General features: G+C 71.6%; 17 protein-coding genes and 1 pseudogene. 4 read left to right on the forward strand and 14 right to left on the reverse strand.

Going from position 1 to position 20,791, the window contains the following annotated elements:
- Positions 1-72 precede the first annotated feature (72 nt).
- From ACYU96_RS14080 to ACYU96_RS14115, 8 genes are all read right to left on the reverse strand, one after another.
- A complete protein-coding gene (locus tag ACYU96_RS14080; RefSeq protein ID WP_460754475.1) occupies positions 73-1,536 on the reverse strand; it encodes a non-reducing end alpha-L-arabinofuranosidase family hydrolase in 1,464 nt (487 codons plus the stop codon).
- Positions 1,537-1,746: 210 nt separating this feature from the next.
- Complete coding sequence (locus tag ACYU96_RS14085) at positions 1,747-3,261, reverse strand: amidohydrolase (protein WP_460754478.1); 1,515 nt, start codon at positions 3,259-3,261, stop codon at positions 1,747-1,749.
- A gap of 189 nt (positions 3,262-3,450) precedes the next feature.
- Positions 3,451-4,284 carry an MBL fold metallo-hydrolase gene (locus ACYU96_RS14090; protein WP_460754481.1) on the reverse strand — a complete coding sequence of 278 codons (834 nt, stop codon included), beginning with the start codon at positions 4,282-4,284 and terminating at the stop codon, positions 3,451-3,453.
- 76 nt (positions 4,285-4,360) lie between these two features.
- Positions 4,361-5,578 carry a VWA domain-containing protein gene (locus tag ACYU96_RS14095; protein WP_460754484.1) on the reverse strand — a complete coding sequence of 406 codons (1,218 nt, stop codon included), beginning with the start codon at positions 5,576-5,578 and terminating at the stop codon, positions 4,361-4,363.
- Entirely contained in the window at positions 5,578-8,103 is a 2,526-nt protein-coding gene (locus tag ACYU96_RS14100; protein ID WP_460754487.1) for a DUF5682 family protein, read from the reverse strand. The genes ACYU96_RS14095 and ACYU96_RS14100 overlap by 1 nt, the downstream gene beginning before the upstream one ends.
- Complete coding sequence (locus tag ACYU96_RS14105; protein WP_460754489.1) at positions 8,100-9,185, reverse strand: ATP-binding protein; 1,086 nt, start codon at positions 9,183-9,185, stop codon at positions 8,100-8,102. Before ACYU96_RS14105 ends, ACYU96_RS14100 begins: the two co-directional genes overlap by 4 nt.
- Positions 9,186-9,227: 42 nt before the next feature.
- Positions 9,228-10,796: a DUF5691 domain-containing protein gene (locus tag ACYU96_RS14110; protein WP_460754492.1), complete on the reverse strand. Its 1,569-nt coding sequence runs from the start codon at positions 10,794-10,796 to the stop codon at positions 9,228-9,230.
- Positions 10,793-12,112 carry an SWIM zinc finger family protein gene (locus ACYU96_RS14115; protein WP_460754494.1) on the reverse strand — a complete coding sequence of 440 codons (1,320 nt, stop codon included), beginning with the start codon at positions 12,110-12,112 and terminating at the stop codon, positions 10,793-10,795. Before ACYU96_RS14115 ends, ACYU96_RS14110 begins: the two co-directional genes overlap by 4 nt.
- Positions 12,113-12,323: 211 nt before the next feature.
- On the opposite strand from ACYU96_RS14115, the gene ACYU96_RS14120 reads away from it, so the two are divergent.
- Positions 12,324-13,991: an alkyl sulfatase dimerization domain-containing protein gene (locus tag ACYU96_RS14120; RefSeq protein WP_460754497.1), complete on the forward strand. Its 1,668-nt coding sequence runs from the start codon at positions 12,324-12,326 to the stop codon at positions 13,989-13,991.
- A gap of 116 nt (positions 13,992-14,107) precedes the next feature.
- Positions 14,108-15,172: an NAD-dependent epimerase/dehydratase family protein gene (locus ACYU96_RS14125; RefSeq protein ID WP_460754500.1), complete on the forward strand. Its 1,065-nt coding sequence runs from the start codon at positions 14,108-14,110 to the stop codon at positions 15,170-15,172.
- On the opposite strand, the gene ACYU96_RS14130 is transcribed toward ACYU96_RS14125, so the two are convergent.
- Both ACYU96_RS14130 and ACYU96_RS14135 read right to left on the reverse strand, forming a co-directional pair.
- Complete coding sequence (locus ACYU96_RS14130; RefSeq protein ID WP_460754502.1) at positions 15,155-15,964, reverse strand: helix-turn-helix domain-containing protein; 810 nt, start codon at positions 15,962-15,964, stop codon at positions 15,155-15,157. The two genes, ACYU96_RS14125 and ACYU96_RS14130, sit on opposite strands and share 18 nt — an antisense overlap.
- A 145-nt stretch (positions 15,965-16,109) precedes the next feature.
- Positions 16,110-16,463 (reverse strand): DoxX family protein, encoded by a 354-nt coding sequence (locus ACYU96_RS14135; protein ID WP_460754505.1) that lies wholly within the window; start codon positions 16,461-16,463, stop codon positions 16,110-16,112.
- A gap of 124 nt (positions 16,464-16,587) precedes the next feature.
- On the opposite strand from ACYU96_RS14135, the gene ACYU96_RS14140 reads away from it, so the two are divergent.
- Together ACYU96_RS14140 and ACYU96_RS14145 are read left to right on the forward strand one after the other, a co-directional pair.
- Positions 16,588-16,989, forward strand: a complete 402-nt coding sequence (locus ACYU96_RS14140; protein ID WP_460754507.1) for a winged helix-turn-helix transcriptional regulator — start codon at positions 16,588-16,590, stop codon at positions 16,987-16,989.
- A gap of 95 nt (positions 16,990-17,084) precedes the next feature.
- Complete coding sequence (locus ACYU96_RS14145; RefSeq protein ID WP_460754510.1) at positions 17,085-18,014, forward strand: cold-shock protein; 930 nt, start codon at positions 17,085-17,087, stop codon at positions 18,012-18,014.
- 276 nt (positions 18,015-18,290) lie between these two features.
- Here the strand turns inward: ACYU96_RS14145 and ACYU96_RS14150 are convergent.
- The 4 genes and pseudogenes from ACYU96_RS14150 to ACYU96_RS14165 all read right to left on the reverse strand — a co-directional run.
- Positions 18,291-18,419 (reverse strand): annotated as a pseudogene (locus tag ACYU96_RS14150) (IS3-like element ISAar45 family transposase); the annotation flags it as partial.
- Positions 18,420-19,208: 789 nt separating this feature from the next.
- A complete protein-coding gene (locus ACYU96_RS14155; protein WP_460754512.1) occupies positions 19,209-19,616 on the reverse strand; it encodes a hypothetical protein in 408 nt (135 codons plus the stop codon).
- A gap of 38 nt (positions 19,617-19,654) precedes the next feature.
- Positions 19,655-20,218, reverse strand: coding sequence for a MafI family immunity protein (locus tag ACYU96_RS14160; RefSeq protein WP_460754515.1), 564 nt, complete (start codon positions 20,216-20,218; stop codon positions 19,655-19,657).
- A gap of 94 nt (positions 20,219-20,312) precedes the next feature.
- Positions 20,313-20,717, reverse strand: a complete 405-nt coding sequence (locus ACYU96_RS14165; RefSeq protein ID WP_460754518.1) for a YxiG-like protein — start codon at positions 20,715-20,717, stop codon at positions 20,313-20,315.
- Positions 20,718-20,791 lie beyond the last annotated feature (74 nt).

The following is a 20,791-nucleotide window of genomic DNA, read 5'->3' on the forward strand; positions in this document are numbered from 1 at the left end:
GCCGGAGGCCTTCGTCATCCGGCGACCCGGGCCCGAGCCGCGGTCACCGGGCCGGAACCCTGGACATCTCCGCTAGCGCCGGAGCGTGAGCAGACCCGGCCGGTACGGGAGCAGGCCGTAGTCCCCGCCGGAGCTGGGGTCGCGGCCCTGGTACAGCAGCTGCAGGTTGCAGGGGTCGATCGTCATGGTCTGGTCGGCGCTGGTGCGCAGGAGCTCGCCGTGGCTGATGTCGTTGGTCCACGTGGCTCCGCTGTTGGCCCTGCCGGCGAACGGGTTGCTCTCCGTCGCGGCCTGCGGCGTCCACGAACCGTTGAGGCTGTTCGCCGTGAACGAGCGGAAGTACCGTCCGTTGGCGCCGATCGCCTCGACGATCATCAGGTACTTGTTCTGACCCTGGAGCTTGTAGACCTGGACGCCCTCGAAAAGGTTGTTCGTGCTGTCGCTCATGACGACGGTCGACGAGCTGCCGAAGTTCCCCGGGAAGTTCCCGATCGGCATGCTGGCCCGGTAGATCCTCCCGTTGTCCCCGGCGAAGAAGAGGTACATGTTGCTGCCGTCGCCGATGACGGCCTGGTCGATCGGTCCGGTGTTGGAGTCGGAGATCGACCCGGTGAACAGCGGGCTCGCGGACGACCAGCCGTTCGGGTTCGTCGGGTCGTTCGACGTCCGGTACATGAACGGGGAAGGACCCCACTGGTAGGCGAGGACCCAGATGTCACGCGGGGCGAAGTAGAAGAGCGACGGAGCCACCGTGCTGGACGACATGGTGTTCTGCGAGGCCCCACCCATGTCCGACCAGTTGCTGAACAGGCTGAAGTTCATGGAGCCCCAGGACGAGCCGTAGTCGTGGGTCGTCGCGTAGACGAGGTGCTGGCCGTTGTACGGAGCCGTGGTGAAGTCCTTGAGCGAGGCCCAGCCCGACTTGGGGGTCGCCAGGGCGTCGGTCGAGGTCCAGCTGTAGTTCGACGGCAGGTCGCACGCCGCGGCCGACTCGCTCACCAGCGAGGCGTCGTCGACGAAGAGGCTGTCGGTGCCCTCGGCCGTCTCCACGTAGAACGTGGCGGACGACAGCGTCCCGGTCCAGGACACGTCGGTGGTGCCGGTCAGCTGCGTCCAGCCGGACGAGCTCACCGCCCCCTGCGCCAGCGTGACGTAGTTCGTCGTACCGCCGGCGGTGAGGCTCAGAGTGACCTTGCCGGTCGGGCTCCCGCTCTGCGACCGCACCCAGACGCTCGCCGTATGGCTGGCGTTGTTCGTGAGCACGGAGGTCACGTTCTGGGCAGGGCCGTTCCACGACGACGTGCGGCCGGTGTACGAGAGGGAGCGCCCTCCCCCATGGACGGGGTTCGTGCTGGACGTCGCCGTCCCGGCACCGAAGGCCGACCAGCCGGTCGTGCCGTTCTCCAGATCACCGTTCGTGAGCAGGTTGCTGCTCGCCGCAGCGGCCGGCGCGACCTCGGGCGCCACCCCCGGCGCCGCGGCCAGCACCAGGGCCGTGACGAGCCCCAGTGCAAGACTTGCGATGGACTTCTTCATCCTTCGCTCCTTGTTCTCTGCAGTCTGATGTGTGAGCGCTAACATCATGGCGGCGAGCCATCCGGGGCGATAGTCGGTTTAACGATTAACCTGGGCATCCGGCCGTCACGCGGGACTGCCGGACCGGAGGGACCGGACCGGAGGGAAGAGCGCCGGCCGTCCGGTGAGGTTCGAGAGGCGGTCCCAGTCTTCGCCACCCGGGACAAGGGTTCACGACTCCGCGGCGAAGTACCGCTCGACGTCGATCGCGCCGCCCTGCCGAGCGAACTCGTCGTGCACGGCGGCCCGGAGCGCGGCGTCGCACAGGTAGTCCAGCGCCGTGGCCGCGAGGCCCGCCGCTCCGTCCACCGCCGCGGAGACGGCAGCCGGGGTCGCGGCGGCCGCGGCGAACTCGGCGGTGTGCAGCGCCACGTCCGGCGCCGAGACCCGCACCAGCGGATGGATCCCGGGGACGCGGAACGAGAAGTTCCCGAAGTCGGTGGACGCGGCCAGGGTCTCCGAGAGCACGCCGGCCGGCAGCGGGTCGCGGCCGCGGCGGCGCTGGGCGGCGACCCAGCGGTCGGTCAGGTGGTCGTTGGTGCGCACTGGAAGGCTGGGGTGGGCGCCGTCGTCCCAGGAGATCTCGACGTCGGTACCGGTCATGAGGGCGGCGCCGCGCGCGATGTCGTCCAGGCGTCCTGACAGGTCGCGCAGCGTGTCCGGGTACTTGGACCGCGCGTACAGGTGCATGACGGCGCGCTCCGGGACGATGCTCGGCCGGGTGCCGCCCTCAGCGATCGTCGCGTGCACGCGGTCCACCGGCGGGAGCTGCTGCCGCAGCAGGCCGATGCCCTGGTAGGCGAGGTTCGCGGCGTCCAGCGCGTTGCGCCCCATGTACGGCTGCGCGGAGGCGTGCGCGGGACGCCCGGTGAACGTCCAGGTGAGCAGACGACGGCCGAGCCACACCTGGTCGGCGACGTCGTGCCCGTACGGGTGCACCATGATCGCGGCGTCGATCCCCTCCAGCGCACCGTTGCGGGCAAGCACCTCCTTGCCCGAGTGCCCCTCCTCGGCGGGAGTGCCGAGCAGGACGACGCGTCCGCTCGGCACACCGCCGGCCGGGCGGCCGTCCGTGAGCGCGGACGACGTGTGCGCGGACGACAGGGCCTCGCGCAGGGCGAGGAACGCGCCGACCCCCGAGGCGGCGATGACATTGTGCCCGCAGGCATGCCCGATGCCGGGCAGCGCGTCGTACTCGGCGCAGATCGCGATCGTCGGTCCGTCGTGGTCAGCTCCGTCGCCGGCGGGGTCGCCCGTCGAGCGCTCGGCCCGGCCGCTCGGTGTCGTCGAGAGCTCCGCCCGGAATGCTGTCGGCACGCCGTACGCCCCCAGCTCGGCCGTCACGCCGTGCCGGGCGAGGATCTCGACCAGGGTCGCCGCACTCCGGTGCTCCTCGAAAGCGGGCTCGGGATCGTCGTGCAGGCGGCGCACGATCTCGGCCAGGTCGGGCTCCAGCCGGTCGGCGGCCCGTTCGGCCGCGGTGACCAGCGCGGAGGGGGCGCCGCGGTCGCTCGCGGCGTCAAGCGTGGCGTCGGTCGCGGCTCCGGACTGCGCGGTGCCGGACTGCGCGGTGCCGGACTGCACAACGTCAGGCTGCGTGGTGCCGGCCAGTGCCGCGCGGCGTGTGGAGGTCTCGTCGGCGAGGTGGTCGAGATAGGCGGTGCTCGGCGTGGTCGGGCGACTCATGCCGCCATCATGCCTCGGGGCGGGCGCCGTGGGTCGCGCCTTCGGAACCGTGTCCTGGCCGTGAGCGTGGCTTCGCGGTCCGCGGCGGTCGGCGTCGCCGGGTCGTCGATCCCGGACGGTTCGCGTGGGAACCGGTCCCGGACGCACACCAGGGGCGAGTGCGGCAGGGCTCTCGCCCCCGTCGTGCCGCTACGTGACGTCTCTGTCGCGTTCACGTCTCCGCGCGAGGCCGGCGGCCTGGCCGGCGTGGATGTCGGCCACCCACTCCCAGCCGGGCTCGGCCGAGGTGATGCGGGGATCGTCGGGGGCGCGTCCGTCGCGCAGGGCGTGCAGGTAGGCGCGGTCCTGGTCGATCCGTGCGCGCACCTGCGCCCCCTCGCCCACCGCCCCGTGCCCCGGGACGACGACGTCGACGTCCGGCGCGACGCCCTCGAGCACCCGCAGCCCGGCGAGGTACTCCTCGACCGGGTCGCGGGTGCTGTCGACGTCGTCGAGCATCGGGACGAAGACGTCGGAGAGCATGTCGCCCGCGATGAGCACGCCGCGGTCCTGGACCAGCAGCGCCGCGTGGCCCGGAGAGTGGGCGGGGTGCTCGATGACCCGGACCCGAGGGCCGTCCCACGGGACCTCGGCCGCCCCGGCGGGCAGAGGGGTGAGGAGGCCGAACAGGTCGAGGGGCACGTCGTCGGCGATCTCCTCCGGCAGCCCCTGGGCGGCCCGGGCCCTCCAGTCCGGTCTCGCGCGCAGCTCGCACACGAGCTCCGCGCAGCGGGGCGTCCCGAAGCGGGGCGCGCCGCCGAGCGCGGGATGCCAGAGCACGTGGTCCCAGTCGGGGTGCGTCGCGAACCCGGCGACCACCGGCTGGCCCAGCTCGCCGAGATCCTTCGCGAGGCAGGTCATCTCGGCACCGGTGAGCCCGGGGTCGACGAGCAGCACGCCCGCCGAGCCCCGCACGACCACGGCGTTGTTCCGGAGCAGCTCGCTCTGATGGAGGTGCACCCCTTCGGCAACCTGGGTCAACATGTCAGGCCCCCTCTCTCCTGGAAGCGGACTCGATGATCGTGATCTGGTCGCGCCGTGCTGCCGGCGACGCGAGCACTCACCGCACCGGCCCGTCGTCCGGGGCCGGGACGAAGGGCGCCAGGCTGCGGCGTTCGATCGCCGCCGCCATGACGTCCGGGAAGATGTCCGGCGTACAGGCGAAGGCGGGGACGCCGAGCTCGGCGAGCGCCGCCGCGTTCGTGCGATCGTACGACGGCGCGCCCTCGTCGCTCAGCGCGAGCAGCACGACGACCTGCACACCGGCGGCGGTCATGCGGGCCACGCGCTGCAGCATCTCCTCGCGGACGCCGCCCTCGTACAGGTCGCTGATGAGCACGACGATCGAGTCCGCCGGACGGGTGACCAGACCCTCGCTGTAGGCCAGTGCCCGGTTGATGTCGGTACCACCGCCGAGCTGCGTGCCGAACAGAACCTCGACGGGGTCGTCGAGCTGGTCCGTGAGGTCGACGACGCTGGTGTCGAACACGACGAGCGATGTCCGCAGTGTTCCCATCGAGGCGAGCACCGCACCGAACACCCCCGCGTACACGACCGAGGCTGCCATCGAGCCCGACTGGTCGATGCACAGCACCACGTCCCGCTGCACCCCACGCTGTGCGCGGCCGTAGCCGATGAGCCGCTCGGGGACGACGGTGCGGTATTCCTCCTGGTAGTGCTTGAGGTTGGCGCGGATGGTGCGGTTCCAGTCGATCTCGTGGTGCCGGGGCCGGGAGATCCGTGCAGACCGGTCGATCGCGCCCTTCACCGCGGACCGGGTGCGTTGCGCGAGCTTCGCCTCGAGCTCCGCGACCACCTTCTGCACGACGGCGCGGGCTGTGGCGCGCGCCTTCTCGGGCAGCGCGTTCTTCAGGGACAGCAGGGTGCCCACGAGGTGCACGTCCGGCTGGACCGCCTCCAGCATCTCGGGTTCGAGCAGGAGCCGGTGCAGGTCGAGGCGCTCGATCGCGTCGGCCTGCATGACCTGGACGACCGTCGACGGGAAGTACTCCCGCACGTCGTCCAGCCAGCGGGCGACCTTCGGGGCCGAGGAGCCCAGGCCGGCGGAACGCTCCCCCGCCTCGCCGCCCGCACCCTGCGCACCGTCCTCGCCCGCCTGGTAGAGGGCGGCGAGCGCGCCGTCCATCGCGGCGTCCCGGCCCGAGAGTCGGCAGCCCGTGCCGTCCCCCTGGCCGCCGCCGAGCACGAGACGCCAGCGGCGCAGCCGCTCGGTCGTCTCGCCGAGGCCGTTGCCGCCGGGTTCGTCCGGTCCGTTCATCATTTCTTCTCCAGGATGGTGGCGAGGACGGGCAGCACCCGGGCGACCCGCTCCGCGTGCAGCGCCAGGGCGGTGTGCTCGCCGAGACCGTCGCGCCCGGCGATCCGCTCTCCGACGGCGCGCCGCTCGGGCGCGTCGAACCTCGCGAACGAGCGCCGCAGCAGGGGCAGCACCTGCACGAACGCGTCGCCGGACAGACCCGACAGCCAACGGTCGACGAGCGCGAGCAGCGCGGCGTCGTGTACGAGGATCAGTCCGGAGGATCCGACGAACCCTTCGACGAACGCGGCTGCCGTGCCGGTGGGCGTGCCTGCGCTGAGGAACCGCGACAGGCGGGACTGCGTCTGCTCGGAGGTCGCCACCTGCTCGTCACGGAGCACGCGGGCGATCCAGCCGGCGACGAGGCCGTGCAGGTCGTCGCGGTCGGCCAGCCGGGCAAGCCCGGCGAGCCACTCGCCGCGGAGGTCCCCGGCCGTGTCGTCGCCCGACGACGGCGCCGCCGCTCCGTCGCGCCGGGCGTCCACCGCGTCGTTCCGGCTGAGCAGCGACACCGCCACCGAGACCTCGCGCAGCCGCGGGACCAGCGCCCCCGCGGCGGCGTCGTCGAGGGCGACGACGGCGGCGGGCAGCGCCGTGCGGGCCCGGGTGACCAGGCCGGTCAGCACGATGCCGAGTGCGCCCGGCGACGTCCCGCGCACGTCGCCGTACCGCAGGGTGCGGGCCAGGGCCGGGATCGCGTCGAGCAGGGCGTCGGTGTCGTGGCCGAGCGCGGCCTGGTCGCGCAACGTGTCCAGCAGGGGTGGCAGGGCGGCGGACAGGTCCGCCAGCAGCGCGCCCTCCACCAGGCGCGCGATGCCCGGCAGGTCGGTGCGGGCGGCGTCGTGCAGCACTTTGCCCGACGCCGCGTCCGCGACCGTGGTGCCGTGCACCCCGGCCGCGACGAGGTCGACCGCGAGCCCCGGGTCCCACGTCACCTCCCATCCCTCCTTGAAGGTGCCCTTGCCGGACGTGTCGACCTGCTGCCCCCACGCGACGCCGAGGAGCGTGAGCTGGTGCAGCAGGCGGCTGCGCTCCAGGTCGGTGGGCTTGCGCAGGTCGAGATCCAGCTGCTTGGCCAGCGCCTGGCGTGGCAGGCGCAGGGTCTTGGTGCGGGCGGCGAGATCGTGTTCGAGCGGGCCGGCGGGTGCCTCCGGCGGGACCTCGCCGAGCCGCTCGCCGACCTCCAGGCGGTCACGGACCAGCGTGAGGCGCACGTCGTCGCCGTCGACCAGGACGGAACGGATCGCCTCGGTGGCCTCGTCGAGGCCCGTCGCCGGCCGGCCGCGCAGCGCGGCGAGCGTGTCGGCGAGGCGGACGCCCTCGATGAGGTGGGCGGAAGAGACCGGGAGGCCCTCGTCCCGCAGGAGGTTGCCGGCATGGGTGAGCCACCGTTCCACGGGGCGGTCGGTCGCCGTGAACATGTGGTGGTACCAGCCCGGCGAGGTGACGCCGGCGCCGTAGCCCGTGCGGGTGGCGAGCCGGCCGTGGGACCACGGCACCCAGGTGACGGTGGCCTTCGCGAGTCCCGCGTCCCTGAGCTCCTTGAGGAACGGGCGCAGCAGCGCGGTGTCCTGGGCGGCGGGCGGGAGCTTTCCGGTCAGGGCGGGCACGTGCCAGGCGCCGCAGACGACGACGATGCGTTCGGCGCCGTCCTTCATCGCGGCGCGCAGGCGCAGCCGCATGTGAGCCTCGCGCAGGGCGTCGCGGCGGCGGACCGTCTCGTCCTCGCGGAGCGCGGCCATGGCCTCGGCGACGGCCTCGAACACCGCGAGGTCGCCCGTGCGGTGCTCGACCAGGTCCTCCCACCAGCGCTCCGCGTCGCCGTACCCGGCCGCGGCCGCGAGGCGGGCGAGCGGGTCCTCGTGCAGCGGCGCGGGCACGTCGTCGGCGGGAGTGTCGTGGGCAGGGCTGCCATCGGCAGGGCTGCCATCGGCGGGGCTGTCGTCGGCCGGTACCTCGCCGCCCGGGCCGGCGACGGCGGGACCGTCGTCGCCCGCGCCGTCGCCCCGCCGGCCCTCCGACCCGTCCAGCGGCGTGTCGTGGCCGATGTCCAGGGCGAGATGGGCGGCGGCGGGCAGGTCGACGAACCGCACGGGGACGTCGTTCCCGGTGGCCCATCGCAGTGCCTGCCATTCCGGGGAGAAGACGGCGAACGGCCAGAACGCCGCTCGCGGGCGCTGCGGTTCCGGTGCCGCGCCGGACCTGTCCGCCCCGCCGCCGGACGCCGCCCTGGGAGCCTTCGGCACCGGGGCGTGTGCGAGCAGCGCGACGGGCGGCACGAGGTGGGGGTCACCCGCGAGCGCCGCGACGTCGTCGGCCTCGGGCGGGCCCTCGATGAGCACGATGTCGGGCCGCACGGCCTCCAGCGCCCGGACCACCGAGCGGGCCGACCCCGGGCCGTGGTGGCGGATGCCGAGCACCTCGACCCGGCTGCCGCCGGTGGCCGCGGACCCGGCTGCCGGGGATGTCGTCGCCGGGGACGTCATCCCTGCTCCCGGGCGGCGACGTAGAAGGCGTGCCAGCCGTCGCGCTCGCGCGCGACCGTCTCCAGGTACTCCCGCCAGACCGGCCCGTCGGCGGCCGGGTCGCGGACGACGGCGCCACGGATGCCCGACGCGACGTCGGCCGGGCGCAGCACGCCGTCGCCGAAGTGCGCCGCGAGCGTCATGCCCGCCGTGACCACGGAGATCGCCTCCGCGACCGACATCGTGCCCGACGGTGTCTTCACCTTCGTCCGGCCGTCCGCGGTCACGCCGTCGCGCAGCTCGCGGAACACGGTCACGACGCGGCGGATCTCGGTCGCGGTGTCCTCGACGGCAGGGATCTCCAGCGCGCGGCCGAGCGACGCGACGCGGCGCGAGACGATGTCGACCTCCTCGTCCACGCTGCCCGGGACGGGCAGCACCACGGTGTTGAAGCGGCGGCGCAGTGCGCTGGACAGCTCGTTGACGCCGCGGTCGCGGTCGTTCGCCGTCGCGATGACGGTGAAGCCCTTGGCCGCCTGCACCTCGGTGCCGAGCTCGGGAATCGGCAGGTTCTTCTCGGACAGGATGGTGATGAGCGTGTCCTGCACGTCCGACGGGATGCGGGTCAGCTCCTCGACGCGGGCGACGGCGCCGGTCTCCATCGCGCGCATCATCGGGCTCGGCACGACGGCCGCCGGGGACGGCCCCTCGGCGAGCAGCTTCGCGTAGTTCCAGCCGTACCGGATCGCCTCCTCGGGCGTGCCGGCGGTGCCCTGCACGAGGAGGGTCGAGTCGCCGCTGACCGCGGCCGCGAGGTGCTCCGACACCCACGTCTTCGCCGTGCCGGGGACGCCGATCAGGAGCAGCGAGCGGTCGGTCGCCAGGGTCGCGACCGCGACCTCCATGAGCCGCCGCGCACCGATGTACTTCGGCGTGATCCTGTCCCCGTCGCCGAGCAGGTAGGTCACCACCGCCTGCGGGGACAGGCGCCAGCCGGGCGGGCGCTGCCTGTCGTCCTGTTCCGCGAGGAGTGCCAGCTCGTGGGCGTAGACGTCCTCGGCGTGCGGCCGCATCACGGCGGGTGCGGTGTCGGTCAGGGTCACTGGTGCTCCTTGGGGTGGTGTTCGTCGTTCCGGAGGGTGAGGTCAGGACATCGGTGCCGGTGTCGCCGTGGTGGCGTGCAGCTCGGCGCGCATCGCCGCGCGGGTCTCCAGGTGCTCGGCGAGCTCTCCGAGGTGGTAGTGGTTCGGGTCGCCGGACGCGATCTCCCGTACCCGGTCCAGCCGGGACAGGGGCAGCCCGGTGCGAGCGGCAGCGGCGACGCCGTTCGCACCGCGCCTGCGCTTGCGCCTGCCGTCCGGCGGGGTGAGGTAGTCGAGGACGGCGTCCGACAGGTCGTCCGGCCAGGGCGCGGCCACCGTGTCGAGCACCTCGTCGATCCGGGCCACGTGGTGGTCCCCGGCTCGCAGCAGCGCGACGGCGACGATCACGGCAGCGTCTGCGTCGAGCGTCCGGGCGAGGTCCACGAGGGTGTCGTGGCCGGCGCGCGGGTAGGTTCCCAGCCGTGCGGACAGCACGAAGTCCTCCTCGCGGGCGGCCGCGCGGACCAGGCCGCGGCTCAGTTCCGCGCCGAGGTCCGGCACGATCTCCCGGTGCAGCAGCTCCACCGGGTCACGGACGAGCCCAGTCCAGGCGTCGAGCGGGGCGGCAGCCACCACCTGCTCGAACCACCAGGCCCGTTGCCCCTGCCGGGACCCGGCCGGCGGTTTGCGCACGATCCCGTCACGCCGCAGCTCCGTGTCCAGGTCGTGCGGCAGCGTGACCTGCAGGACGCCGTCGGCGTCCGACACCCACGAGCGGACCCGGTCCCGCATCCGCCGCGCGAGCCTGCTGCCGGGCAGTCTCAGCAGCAGTCCGGCCGCCGCGGCACGGGCCCGGACACCGGTGTCGAGCGCGCGCTCCAGCCATTCCTCGTCCGCCGGCTCCAGCGTGTCCCGCACCACGGGAGCGAGCATCGCGAGGTCCGTGGCACGCAGCCGCCCCCACGACTCCAGCAGCAGGTCACGGCCCGCGGCCGGGTCCTGTGCCCGCAGGGCGGCGAGGTAGGCAGCCTTGGTGTGCACGTCGCCGTCGTCCCACACCGACCGGTCGGACACGTCGATCGGGTCGCCGGGTTCGTCGTCGGAGGCACGTGCGACCCACGACCACCGCTCGAGGTCGTGTGCCGCCAGCCAGCGCGCCCGCGGGCCGCCGAGGGTGAGCACCGGCCCGCGAGCGTCGCGCCGTCGGGCAGCGAGGTCGAGCAGCGCGGGCAGCTGGTCGTACGGCACCCGCCGGCCAGTCTCCTCGGCCGTGCGCAGCCAGGCCACGGCCAGGCGCTGGTTCTCGTCGGACCGCGAGCCCGACAGGATCGTGGCCAGGCGCCGTGACGCGGAATGGGGCACCGCCGCGCGCTCGTCCCGCTCGGCGGGCGGCGCGTCGCCGGACACCGCCGCGACGGCGTCGGCTCCTTCCGGGTACGTCGTGCCGGGAGTCCCCGCCGACGCCCGTACGGCCAGCGCGACCGCACCGGCCGCGTGCAGCAGACCCGTCGCGTCGGTCGGGCCGGCCGGCAGCACACCGCCGAGCACCGGGTCCGTCTCGCCGGGCAGGACGCACGGACGCCGGTCCGTTCCCACGAGGGCGGCGGACAGGATCTGGTTCCACGCGCTCATGCCCGGGCCTCCGCCCCGGTGACCATGCCGTCGGCCGCGTGGACCGCGAGCGGGACCAGCCCGTGCGGCGTCCACTCCGCAGCGACCGGCCACTCCTGGCCGCCACCCGCGGCCAGCAGCTCCCACGGCCGGACGTGCCGCGCGAACGGTACGTCGGCGCCCTCGCCCTCCAGCCGCCACGGCGACCCGGCGCGCAGCGTGCCACGCACCACCATCGGGTAGCGGTCCAGCCAGGGATCACCACCCAGCGCTCCCGCCAGCTCGTCGAACGCGTCCGGGATCGACAGCACCGACGACGGTGCCCCGACCAGCGGCATCACCGGGGAGTGCCGCTCGCCGACCAGTGCCCGCAAAGGCAGCGCGCCCGGGTAGAAGCAGAGGTCGGCCTCGACGGCCGTGCCGGGCACCAGATCCACCGGTAGCGCGGTACCTCCCGCCGCGAACGAGAGCACGAGCGCCGGGCGGCCGGTGTCCCGGCCGCGCAGCCACACGGCGCGGGCGGTGAGCTTGTCCTCGGTGGTGTCGCGGAGTCCGATCACCTCCCAGGTGTCCCGGACGGGCGTGCCCGCCAGCACGTCGGCGGACGACGGCGCCAGGCCGAGGTGGGAGCGCACGGTGTCCGCGAGCGGGCCGGGGAGCTCGTCGAGCCTGCCGGCCGCGGAGACGAGCAGGCGCAGCAGCCCGATCTCGGCGAGCAGCCGCTCCTCCCAGCCGCTGCCCGATGCCGCGACCGAACCGCAGCGCCGGACCGCCGCGGCCAGCCCGGGAACCTGCGCGTCCACGAGCCGCGCCGCGACGTCGTCGAAGGCGCGGTAGCCGGACCGGCCGAGTGTCGCGATGCCCGCTGCGGCCTGGTCGTCGAGCCAGCGAGCCAGGTCCGCCACGCCCTGTGCGGCGCGCCCGGCCCGCTCGTCCGCCCGACGCCGGGCGGCCGCCTGCTGCGCTGCTGTCTGCGGCGCGTTCTCGCGCGCCTGCTTCTTCGCGGTGCGCCCCGTGCGCCACTCGTCCGCGAACGCCGCAGCCTGGGCCTGTGCGGAGACACCACCCTCGCTCCAGCGCAGCAACAGCGCCAGCGCGTGCTTGCACGGGAACTTACGGCTCGGGCAGGAGCACTTGTACGCGGGCTCGTCCAGGTCGATACAGACCTGGTAGGGCTTCTTGCCCGACCCCGCGCACTCCCCCCACAGCAGAGCCGCCCCGCCGCCGTACCCGTCGTTCGACCAGTTCGTGACCGCCACCAGCTTCCGCCCCGCCGCGAGGGACTTTGCGTCCGGTGCGACCGCCTCGACCTGGGCAGACGTCCATGTTCCGTCCATGGCACCGCACTGTAGCCAGGGTCACCGACACTGTCGGGCACCGGGACCCGTCGAGCGTCAGGCATCGACGCGTTCGTGGATCGCGCCCCTGCTCGACGATGACAGCCGCTGGCTCGACGCGCCGTCGTCCGGGCTTCTTGTCAGACTGACCGAGGCGCTGCACGCAGTGATCCCGGCGCAGCTTCCGATCGCAGACGGTGAGGGCGGGGACATGACGAATCCGTACGACGTGGAGCGTTCGTGGCCGGACTACTTCTTGGAACACCGCCGGTTGACGGTGGAGCAGCAGGGCACCTACCGGTGCGGCGACCTGCCGGTGTGGACCGTCTACTGCCCGGCCGGCCTGCTCGGGAACAGCACGGTCATCGAGGGCCCTGAGGGCCTGGTCGTCTACGACACCGGGGTCAACCACGCTGCCGGCGAGGTGGTCGCGGGCGAGATCAAGAAGGTCTCGGACAAGCCGATCAAGGCGATCTTCTACTCCCACCACCACACCGACCACTACAACGGCGCCTCGGCGATCGTCGACCCGGCCGACGTGGCGGCCGGCACGGTGGACATCTACGCGTGGGAGAACTTCGGCGCGGAGATGGCGAACGAGTTCGGCGAGCTGCTCCCACGCCAGGCGATGGGCTCCGGGTACTACGGTGGCGCGTTCCTCAGCCCAGAGGACCGGCACCACCACGGCATCGGGACACTGCCTGCCGGTGGCGCGCCCGGGTTCATACCGCCGACGAGACTGCTGTCCCAGGACACCACGCTGACCATCGCCGGGCTCGAGATCAGGGCGTTCTACACGGGTGGTGAGGCGATCAGCGAGTTCGGCCTGCACCTGCCGGAGCTCGACATGATCGCGATCGCCGACGAGTTCTTCACCGGGATCCCGAACATGCACACGATCCGCGGCTCCAAGCCTCGGATCCCGGACAACTACATCACGGCCCTGAACAAGGTCCTGCAGGTCCGGCCCGAGTGGCTGGTCGGTTCCCACATCCGGCCCGTCCGGGGCAAGGAAGAGATCGCGGGCCACGTCAGCAAGTACGTGGACGCCACGAAGTACCTGTGGGACCAGGCGGTGCGCCTGATCAACAAGGGGTACACCCCGGTCGAGCTCCAGCACGCGCTCAAGGAGTTTCCCGAGGAGCTGTGGGACCCGCCGTACACGGTGCCCATGTACGGCGCCCCGTTCACGATGCTGCCGGAGTTCTTCACCGGATGGGTCAGCTGGTTCACCGGTGACTCCACCGACATGTTCCCCTCCCCACCCGCGCACAAGGCCGCACGCCTGACCGAGCTCATGGGCGGCGTGGACGACGTGCTCGACGCCGCGAAGGCCGACCATGCCGCCGGCGACCACCAGCTCGCCGCCGAGCTCGCCCAGATCGCGCTGCGCGCCGACCCGGACAACGAGGACGCCCGGCTGGTCAAGGCTGCCGCGCTGCGCGCCCGCGGGTACCAGGAGCTCAACCCGATCGCCCGATCGTGGTATCTCACCGGCGCCCTGGAGCTGGAGGGCGCCATGGACCCTGCCCAGATCCTCGCCGCGTACGGCGCGATCATGTCGGTCGACAAGTCGGTCGCCGACACCGTCCGTGGATGGCGGTACCAGCTCGATGCCGAGAAGGCGAAGGGCTTCGACCTCACCGTGGGGATCCACGCCGCAGACACCGGCGAGAAGATCACCGTGCGCGTCCGCCACCGCGTGCTGCACGTCGAGGTCGGCCTCGCCGACGACGCCGCCGTGATCATCGAAGCCACACCCGCGCAGATCAGCGGCGACGAAGCGCCGGACGTCGTCTCCGGGGACGTCACCGCCTGGGAACGGCTCCAAGGCCTCCTGGACACCGGGTGGACGACCTTCCACATGCACATGCGGTGATCAGCCCGAGCCTCGGGGCGTGGGCGACCAGGTGTGAGCGCCACGGTGCCTGTCCCCGCCAGTACTAGGAACCACCCGGCCTGGACGAGCACCTTCCGGGGAGCAAGTGTGGAGCCATGGATATCGATACCTCGCCCACCGGCTTCTCGGGAACGGACCCCGTTCTGGTCACTGGGGGGAGCGGATTCCTCGCGGCCCGTCTGCTGGCTCAGCTGCTTGCCCACGGCTACCAGGTGCGGACGACGTTGCGGAGTCCGGGCCGAGCCGAGGAGGTGCGTGCCGCCGTACAGCACGCCGGGGACTTCGGCGCAACGCCGGAGATCGAGTTCGTGAGCGCGGACCTCGCCTCCGACGACGGCTGGGCCGACGCCGTCGACGGCGTGCGATACGTGCTTCACGCCGCCTCGCCGTTCCCGGTCGCCGTTCCCACCGACGAGAACGAGATCATCCGCCCCGCACGCGACGGAGCCCTGCGGGTCATGAGCGCAGCCCGCGCGGCCGGAGTCGAACGCGTGGTCCTGACCTCGTCGTTCGCTGCCGTGGGCTATGGCCATGAACCGACCGACCGTGAGTTCACAGAATCGGACTGGACCAACGTCGACGCCCCGATCGCGCCCTACATCAAGTCCAAGGCTCTGGCAGAACGTGCCGTATGGGACTTCATGGAGCGCGAGGGCGGGTCGATGGAGCTCTCGGTGGTCAACCCGGTCGGGATCTTCGGACCGCCAGTGACTCCCGATCTGTCGGCCTCGACCCGCCTGGCAGCCCAGATGCTCACGGGCATGCGGGGCGTACCGCGGCTGGCGACCACCGTGGTGGACGTGCGCGACGTCGCCGACCTGCACCTACGCGCGATGACTGCTCCAGACGCCGCCGGAGAGCGGTTCGTGGCCTCGGTAGGCGAACCGCTGCCCTTCCGGCGTGTGGCCGAGACCCTCCGCCATGCTGTGGGACGCAGGGGTCTGAGCGCCCGGTCCTTCGTCCTCCCTGATGGAATGATCCGGCTCGCGGCCCGGCGCAACGCCGGACTTCAGGGGATGGTTACCGAGCTCGGCAAGGTGCGACGGGTCAGCAGCGCCAAGGCGCGAGACCTTCTGGGCTGGGAACCGCGGAACAACGTGCAGACCTTGTCAGCCACCGCCCTCGCCCTGAGGGACCTCGACCTACTCCGCGGCGGCTGAGCCGAGAAGCGTTCGGAGCACCGACTCGTCAGCGCTGCCCGGGCGGGCGTGGTAGACCACCATCAGCTGATGTGAGGCCCCCAGTGTCAGCTTGTCGTAGCGCAACTCGATGGCACCGGCCTCCGGATGCCGGAAGCGAGTGACCCCGCTCGAGGTGTTCCGGACCGCACGCTGCTCCCAGAGCATGCGGAAGCGGTCGCTGTGCGTGCGAAGGCGGTCGATCAGCTGCCCGAGACGTGTGCCGTCGGCAGTTCCGGTAGCCGCTGCCCGCAGGTGCTCGACCGCCTTGGCAGTCGCCTGATCCCAGTCGGCATAGAACTCGCGCATCGCCGGGTCGCAGAAGAGGGCGACATAGGTGTTCACGCCGGGGACGAACGAGGGAGACAGGACTCGAGCCGCCGCGTTCGAGGCCAAGACCATCGCCCCCGGACTGGTGATGTAAGCGGGTGTCATCGGCCACGACTCCATCAGATCGATCGTCCCAGGCGCCACTGTCTCGATCGCGTCAGAACCTCGCGAGCCTCGTTCCGGGTAGGCGAGCCCGATCAGGTACCGCGTCTCGTCCTCGGTCAACCGGAACGCCGTGGCTAATCCCTCAAGCACCTCGACCGACGGCTTCACATCACGCCCCTGCTCCAGGCGCACGTAGTACTCCGGGCTGATGCTGGCCAGGAGGGCAACCTCCTCGCGCCGCAGGCCGGGTACACGCCGCCGCTGCCCGCCCGGCAGGCCGACAGCCGGCGGCTCCAGCGACGCACGCCGACTCCGCAAGAACTCTCCCAGCGTCTCCATACCGACCACGGTTCGTCAGCCTACGCACCAGCAGGGGCCGCGGCCGACTCGAGCATGTCCTCCGTGAAGGGCGGGGCGACCGCGGGCGGGCGGGTGACGCGCCCCATCGTCGTGTGACCTGCAGGGCGATGGGGGCGCGGGCAACCTAGAGCGAGAGCACGCGCAGCACCAGGGCCGCGGCCGAGAGCAGCATCAGCCCACCGGTCGGGCCGACACCCGGCCAGTCCTTGGCGCGCAGGTGGGTGATGACCGCGCCCAGGAAGTAGAGGACGAAGCATCCGGTCGCGGCGATGCCGATCGGAGCCCACCAGATCCCTGCGACGGTGCCGAGAGCACCGGCGAGCAGCAGCGTGCCGAGCACCGGGATGAGCCGTTCGGGCACACCGAGCTTGGTGGTGAGCTGCTCGACCATCTGGGGGTTGCGCGTCAGCTTGCTGTAGCCGCTGAACACGGCGGCCAGGGCGAGGAGCGCGGAGACAATGACAAGAGCAACGAACACAGGTCCTCCGAGGACGACGGCCGGACACCTCCGGCGAGAGCAGGCGCCCGGTCGAGCGCCTCACGAATCGTCCGGCAACCGTGACGACTTGCCAAGGAGCAGATTAGCAACTCACTATTAGTAAGTGACTACTGATCCAGCCGTCCCTGCTCGCGTCGCACAGGTCGCCGCACCGGACGCCGCGCACCGTGTCGTCGTGAAAGAGGACGACTGCGCCGTCTTCCAGCGCACCCTCGAACGCGCCGGGCGGCGCTGGTCGGGAGCCATTCTCTACGCCGGCGTCGCGGGCGCGCGGCGGTTCGTCGAGTACCGCCGCTCCGTTCACGGCATCTCGGACCGGCTCCTGACCCAGCGCCTGCGCGAGCTGGAGCAGCAGGGTTTCATCGCGCGCGAGGTGGTGCCCACCATGCCCGTGCAGATCCTGTACACCCCGACGACGGTCGGGGCCGAGCTGGTCGCCGCGCTGCAACCCCTGGGCGAGTGGGGCCGCAAGCACTACGACCTCCTCGAGGAAGAGCCGGAGTAGCGCCGTGCGTACCCGTGGCCGGGCACGACCCACCCGTCTGGGTTCTGTCAGGGACACTGGACAACAGCAATGTCCGGCGAGATGAGGAGTCTTAGGTGCCCCAAGGAACTGTCCGATGGTTCGACGCCGACCGCGGGTTCGGCTTCATCGACCTCGGGAACGAGGCCGAGGACCTGTTCGTGCACGCGTCAGAGATCGTCGGCGACGACGGACCGAAGCTTCTCCGCGAGGGGCAGGCCGTCGAGTTCGACGTGGGCGAGAGCGAGCGTGGCCCGCAGGCGCGCCGCGTCCTTGTCACGGGAGACCGGGCCGCCGACGCGCCCATGGGTGTGCTCGGCACCGTCAGCTGGTACGAGCCGGCCAAGGGATACGGCTTCGTCACGCCCGACGACGGTCGCGCCGAGATCTTCGTGCACAGCTCGGCCATCGTCGGGGGCGGTGTGATCTCGGAGGGGCAGCGTGTGGCGTTCCTCGTCGTCGACGGGGAGAAGGGGCCGCAGGCGGACCACCTGCTACCGCTCGGGGCGGAGGCCGCCCGGTCGGCACCGGACGGCGCGGACGGCACGGTGTCCTGGTACGACGACACCAAGGGTTTCGGGTTCGTCGCTCCCGACTCGGGTGGCGAGGACATCTTCGTCCACGTCAGCGCGCTCGGCCCGGGATTGACCGAGCTCTCCGAGGGTGCACGCGTGACGTATGACGTCACCGACACCGACAGGGGGCCGAACGCCCGCGACGTGCGGCTCGTGCGCGGCTCCGGGAGCGTGCGCGCGGCCACGGACCGCGGCCGGCCGGGCCGCCCCACGGCATCGGGCGGGCCGGTGCGGGGAGGTGAGGGCACCGTGGCGCGCTACGACTCGGAGCGCGGTTTTGGCTTCATCACCCCCGATTCCGGCGGCACGGACCTGTTCGTGCACGTGTCGGTCGTGCACGGCACCGAGGTCCTGGAGGAGGGTGACCGGGTCCGCTTCAAGGTGCGTCAGAGTGACCGAGGGCCGCAGGCCGACAGCGTCGAGCTGGTGTGAGCCGTGATGCCCCGTGGTTCACACCCGCCGATACCGTGCCGGCACGGCTCGCCGCGGCGACGGCGCCATCACCGATAAAAGCGGACGAGCTGGCCCATATGCCGGGTAAGTGCTGCTGGGGAAACGGGGCGGCGCGGCTGGACATGGCATCGGCCGGGAGCGTTGGAAGTTCCAACGCTCCCGGCCGATGGCGTGGTTGGGGTCGGACGGCGGTTCGTGGACCTCTTGCGGACTGGGGACTGCCCCAGGAACGGTTGACGCGTCTTCTTTGATGGGTCAGGCCGCGAGGGCCAGGGTCTGGTCAGCGTAGAGGGTCTCGAACTCGATAGGTGTCATGCGTCCCAGACGACGTTGCCGCCGACGGCGGTGGTAGGTCCTCTCGATCCAGGTCACGATCGCCAACCGCGGCCAGGCGCCCCAGCTTGAACGAGGAGGTGTACTGCGCGTCCTGGGAGACCGCGACCTGGTTCGCCGACGCTGCGCTGTTCGCGCGCACGAAGGCCGAGACCGCGAACCCGCGGAACGACTCGCGCTCGGCCAACGGCTGATCCATGTGCACCACCGGACCAGCCGACTGCGCGTTAGCAGAGGAAGCGCCATCGAAGTCCAGCGCCCAGTCCGTGCCCGGATCCCGCCCGAACAGCACCGAGCTCACCGGCCCCTCGATCCACGAGGCGCCGGACCCCAGCGCGAGGTCGTTCCCCAGCCCGGAGGAATCTGCGGCACTCGTCCCGGCCCCGTCGTCCAGATGCCAGTACCCGTCCACCGAGGAGAACCTCACGTTGAACCGGTATGTCGCAGCGGTCTTGGACTGTCTTCCGGCATCGTCCACCGCCTGCACCTTCACGTAGTGCGAGCCCGCCGTGAAGAAGCTCGCTGGCGGCGTGACCGTCGCCGCTCCTGACGATGCGGTGGAGTGAGGGAGGCCATGCGGAAGGGCCTCGGCACAGTCCCGTACGTAGATCGGCTCCCGCTCTTCACAGGCGGAGCAGTCAGGCGTGTCCCTCTGGCCGAGGCGTGGTCGGCGCGAGACCTGGTACCAGAGCACCAACTGCCGATACATCTCACCGGCATCGGCCCCTGAGCGACGCTCGAAGCAACGGATCGCGGCACGCGCGGAGCCGCTCATGCCGAGGTCTCGAAGCGGCTTACGGGTCGTCGACCACGGCGGGCGTCGAGGGCGCGTCATCGCTCTCAATTCGATGGGGCGCCTACGCGGCATGTCCCTTGGCGGCTCTTCAAAGGTTCCGCGAACACGGGCTCCCTCGGCGAAACGTCCTTCGTGATCCTTCTGCGCCGAAGGTGACCTCGGGCGTCGCCGAAGACCCGGTCGAAGTCCTCGGCGGTGACAGCTTCCGCATCGGGCGGGAACTGCGCGTCCAGGAGATTCGTGTACGTCATCGCTCCATACACCGCCTCGTACAACTCATCCCCCGCAACCCCGCACCTGTCCCGGAACTCGAGCCGGTCAGCAGTCCGGCCCGCGACGATCGGCTCGTCGCCGGAGAACACGATGTGCCGTAGCGGCTCGCCGTCGTCCTGGAACTCCAGCCAGTGCCACTCGTCCGACTCTGGATCGAAGGCACGGAGTCGCTGCGTCACGCCCGAGATGCTAGCGGTAGGTGACCGGCGCGGCGGAGTCACGTGTACTCGTCCTCCAGCCTGTCGACCGCGGCCTGGATGGCGTGGACGTCGGGGCAGATCTCGGTCGTCGGCCACGGGAGCGGCTCAGCGTGCCCACTCCACGTGGGATGGGCCAGCGCGAACCTTCTGGAGGTCAGGCGCAGCAGGACCTCATCGGCGCCGGCGAACCGGGCCAGGACGTCGAATGGTTCGCCGTGAAGTACGTGTCCGTCGGCGATCTCGCTCCTGAGTTCGTCTCGCAGCGCCACGAGGTGCTCGACGTCGTGGGGCTCACCGGTGGGCAGGATCCACCAGACGTCACGATCAAGCGTCGGCCAGGGCACTGGGTGCAACGACTCCCACAGCAGCGGGTTCATGCCCATCAGGCGTCCGGCCTGCGCGATCAGACGCCGCGTCTCATCGTCGACGACCACATCGAACTCGTAGAGATGCGTACACAAGGCGTCGAGCGCGAGACCAGGCTCGCCATGATCGACGAGGTGGAAGACGTCCTCACACTGCTCTGCGGTCAGCCTCGCGGCCACCCGTTCGACGGCGGCCCAGAGCGTGAACTCGATCACTGCGACAGTATGCGGGTCTGGCCGAGCCATCCGAGATCAGTGCGCTGCCTGAGCTGCAGGATTCTCGGGGCCGGGCGCCACACGTCGGTCACCGTCAAAGCGGGATCTTGCCGTCGGGTCCGGTCTCGTCGATGACGAGGACGGTGTGACCGGTGGCGATCTGGTCGATGCGGAGGTCGGAGAAGACGAGCTCGATGTCGTGTGCGTTCGTCTCCACGCGGGCTCTGTGGAACGGGACTCCCAGCTCGGACGCCCATCGTGCCGCCTCGAACGGATCCGCTCGTCGCGATCCATGGCCGCGAGGTCCTTGGGCCCGAAGATCGCCGTCCGCGAGTGATCGCCGCAGCCGTCGAACTGCACCGGCCTCGGGTCGACTGTCGAGATCACCGACCCCGGCAAGCCGGCCATCGACGTCCGCGTTGGCGGCCACCCCCTCACTCGCCTCGTGGCTGATAAGTTCAATTGGGTCGGCTCCTGGTGTATCAACCGAAGGCCTCATTGATAAGATCGATTCGGTAGCGATCTGGTGTATCAGTCAGGAGGCGCATGGCACGCGGCAGGCCCTCACGGGCA

This window comes from Myceligenerans cantabricum (assembly GCF_054777735.1).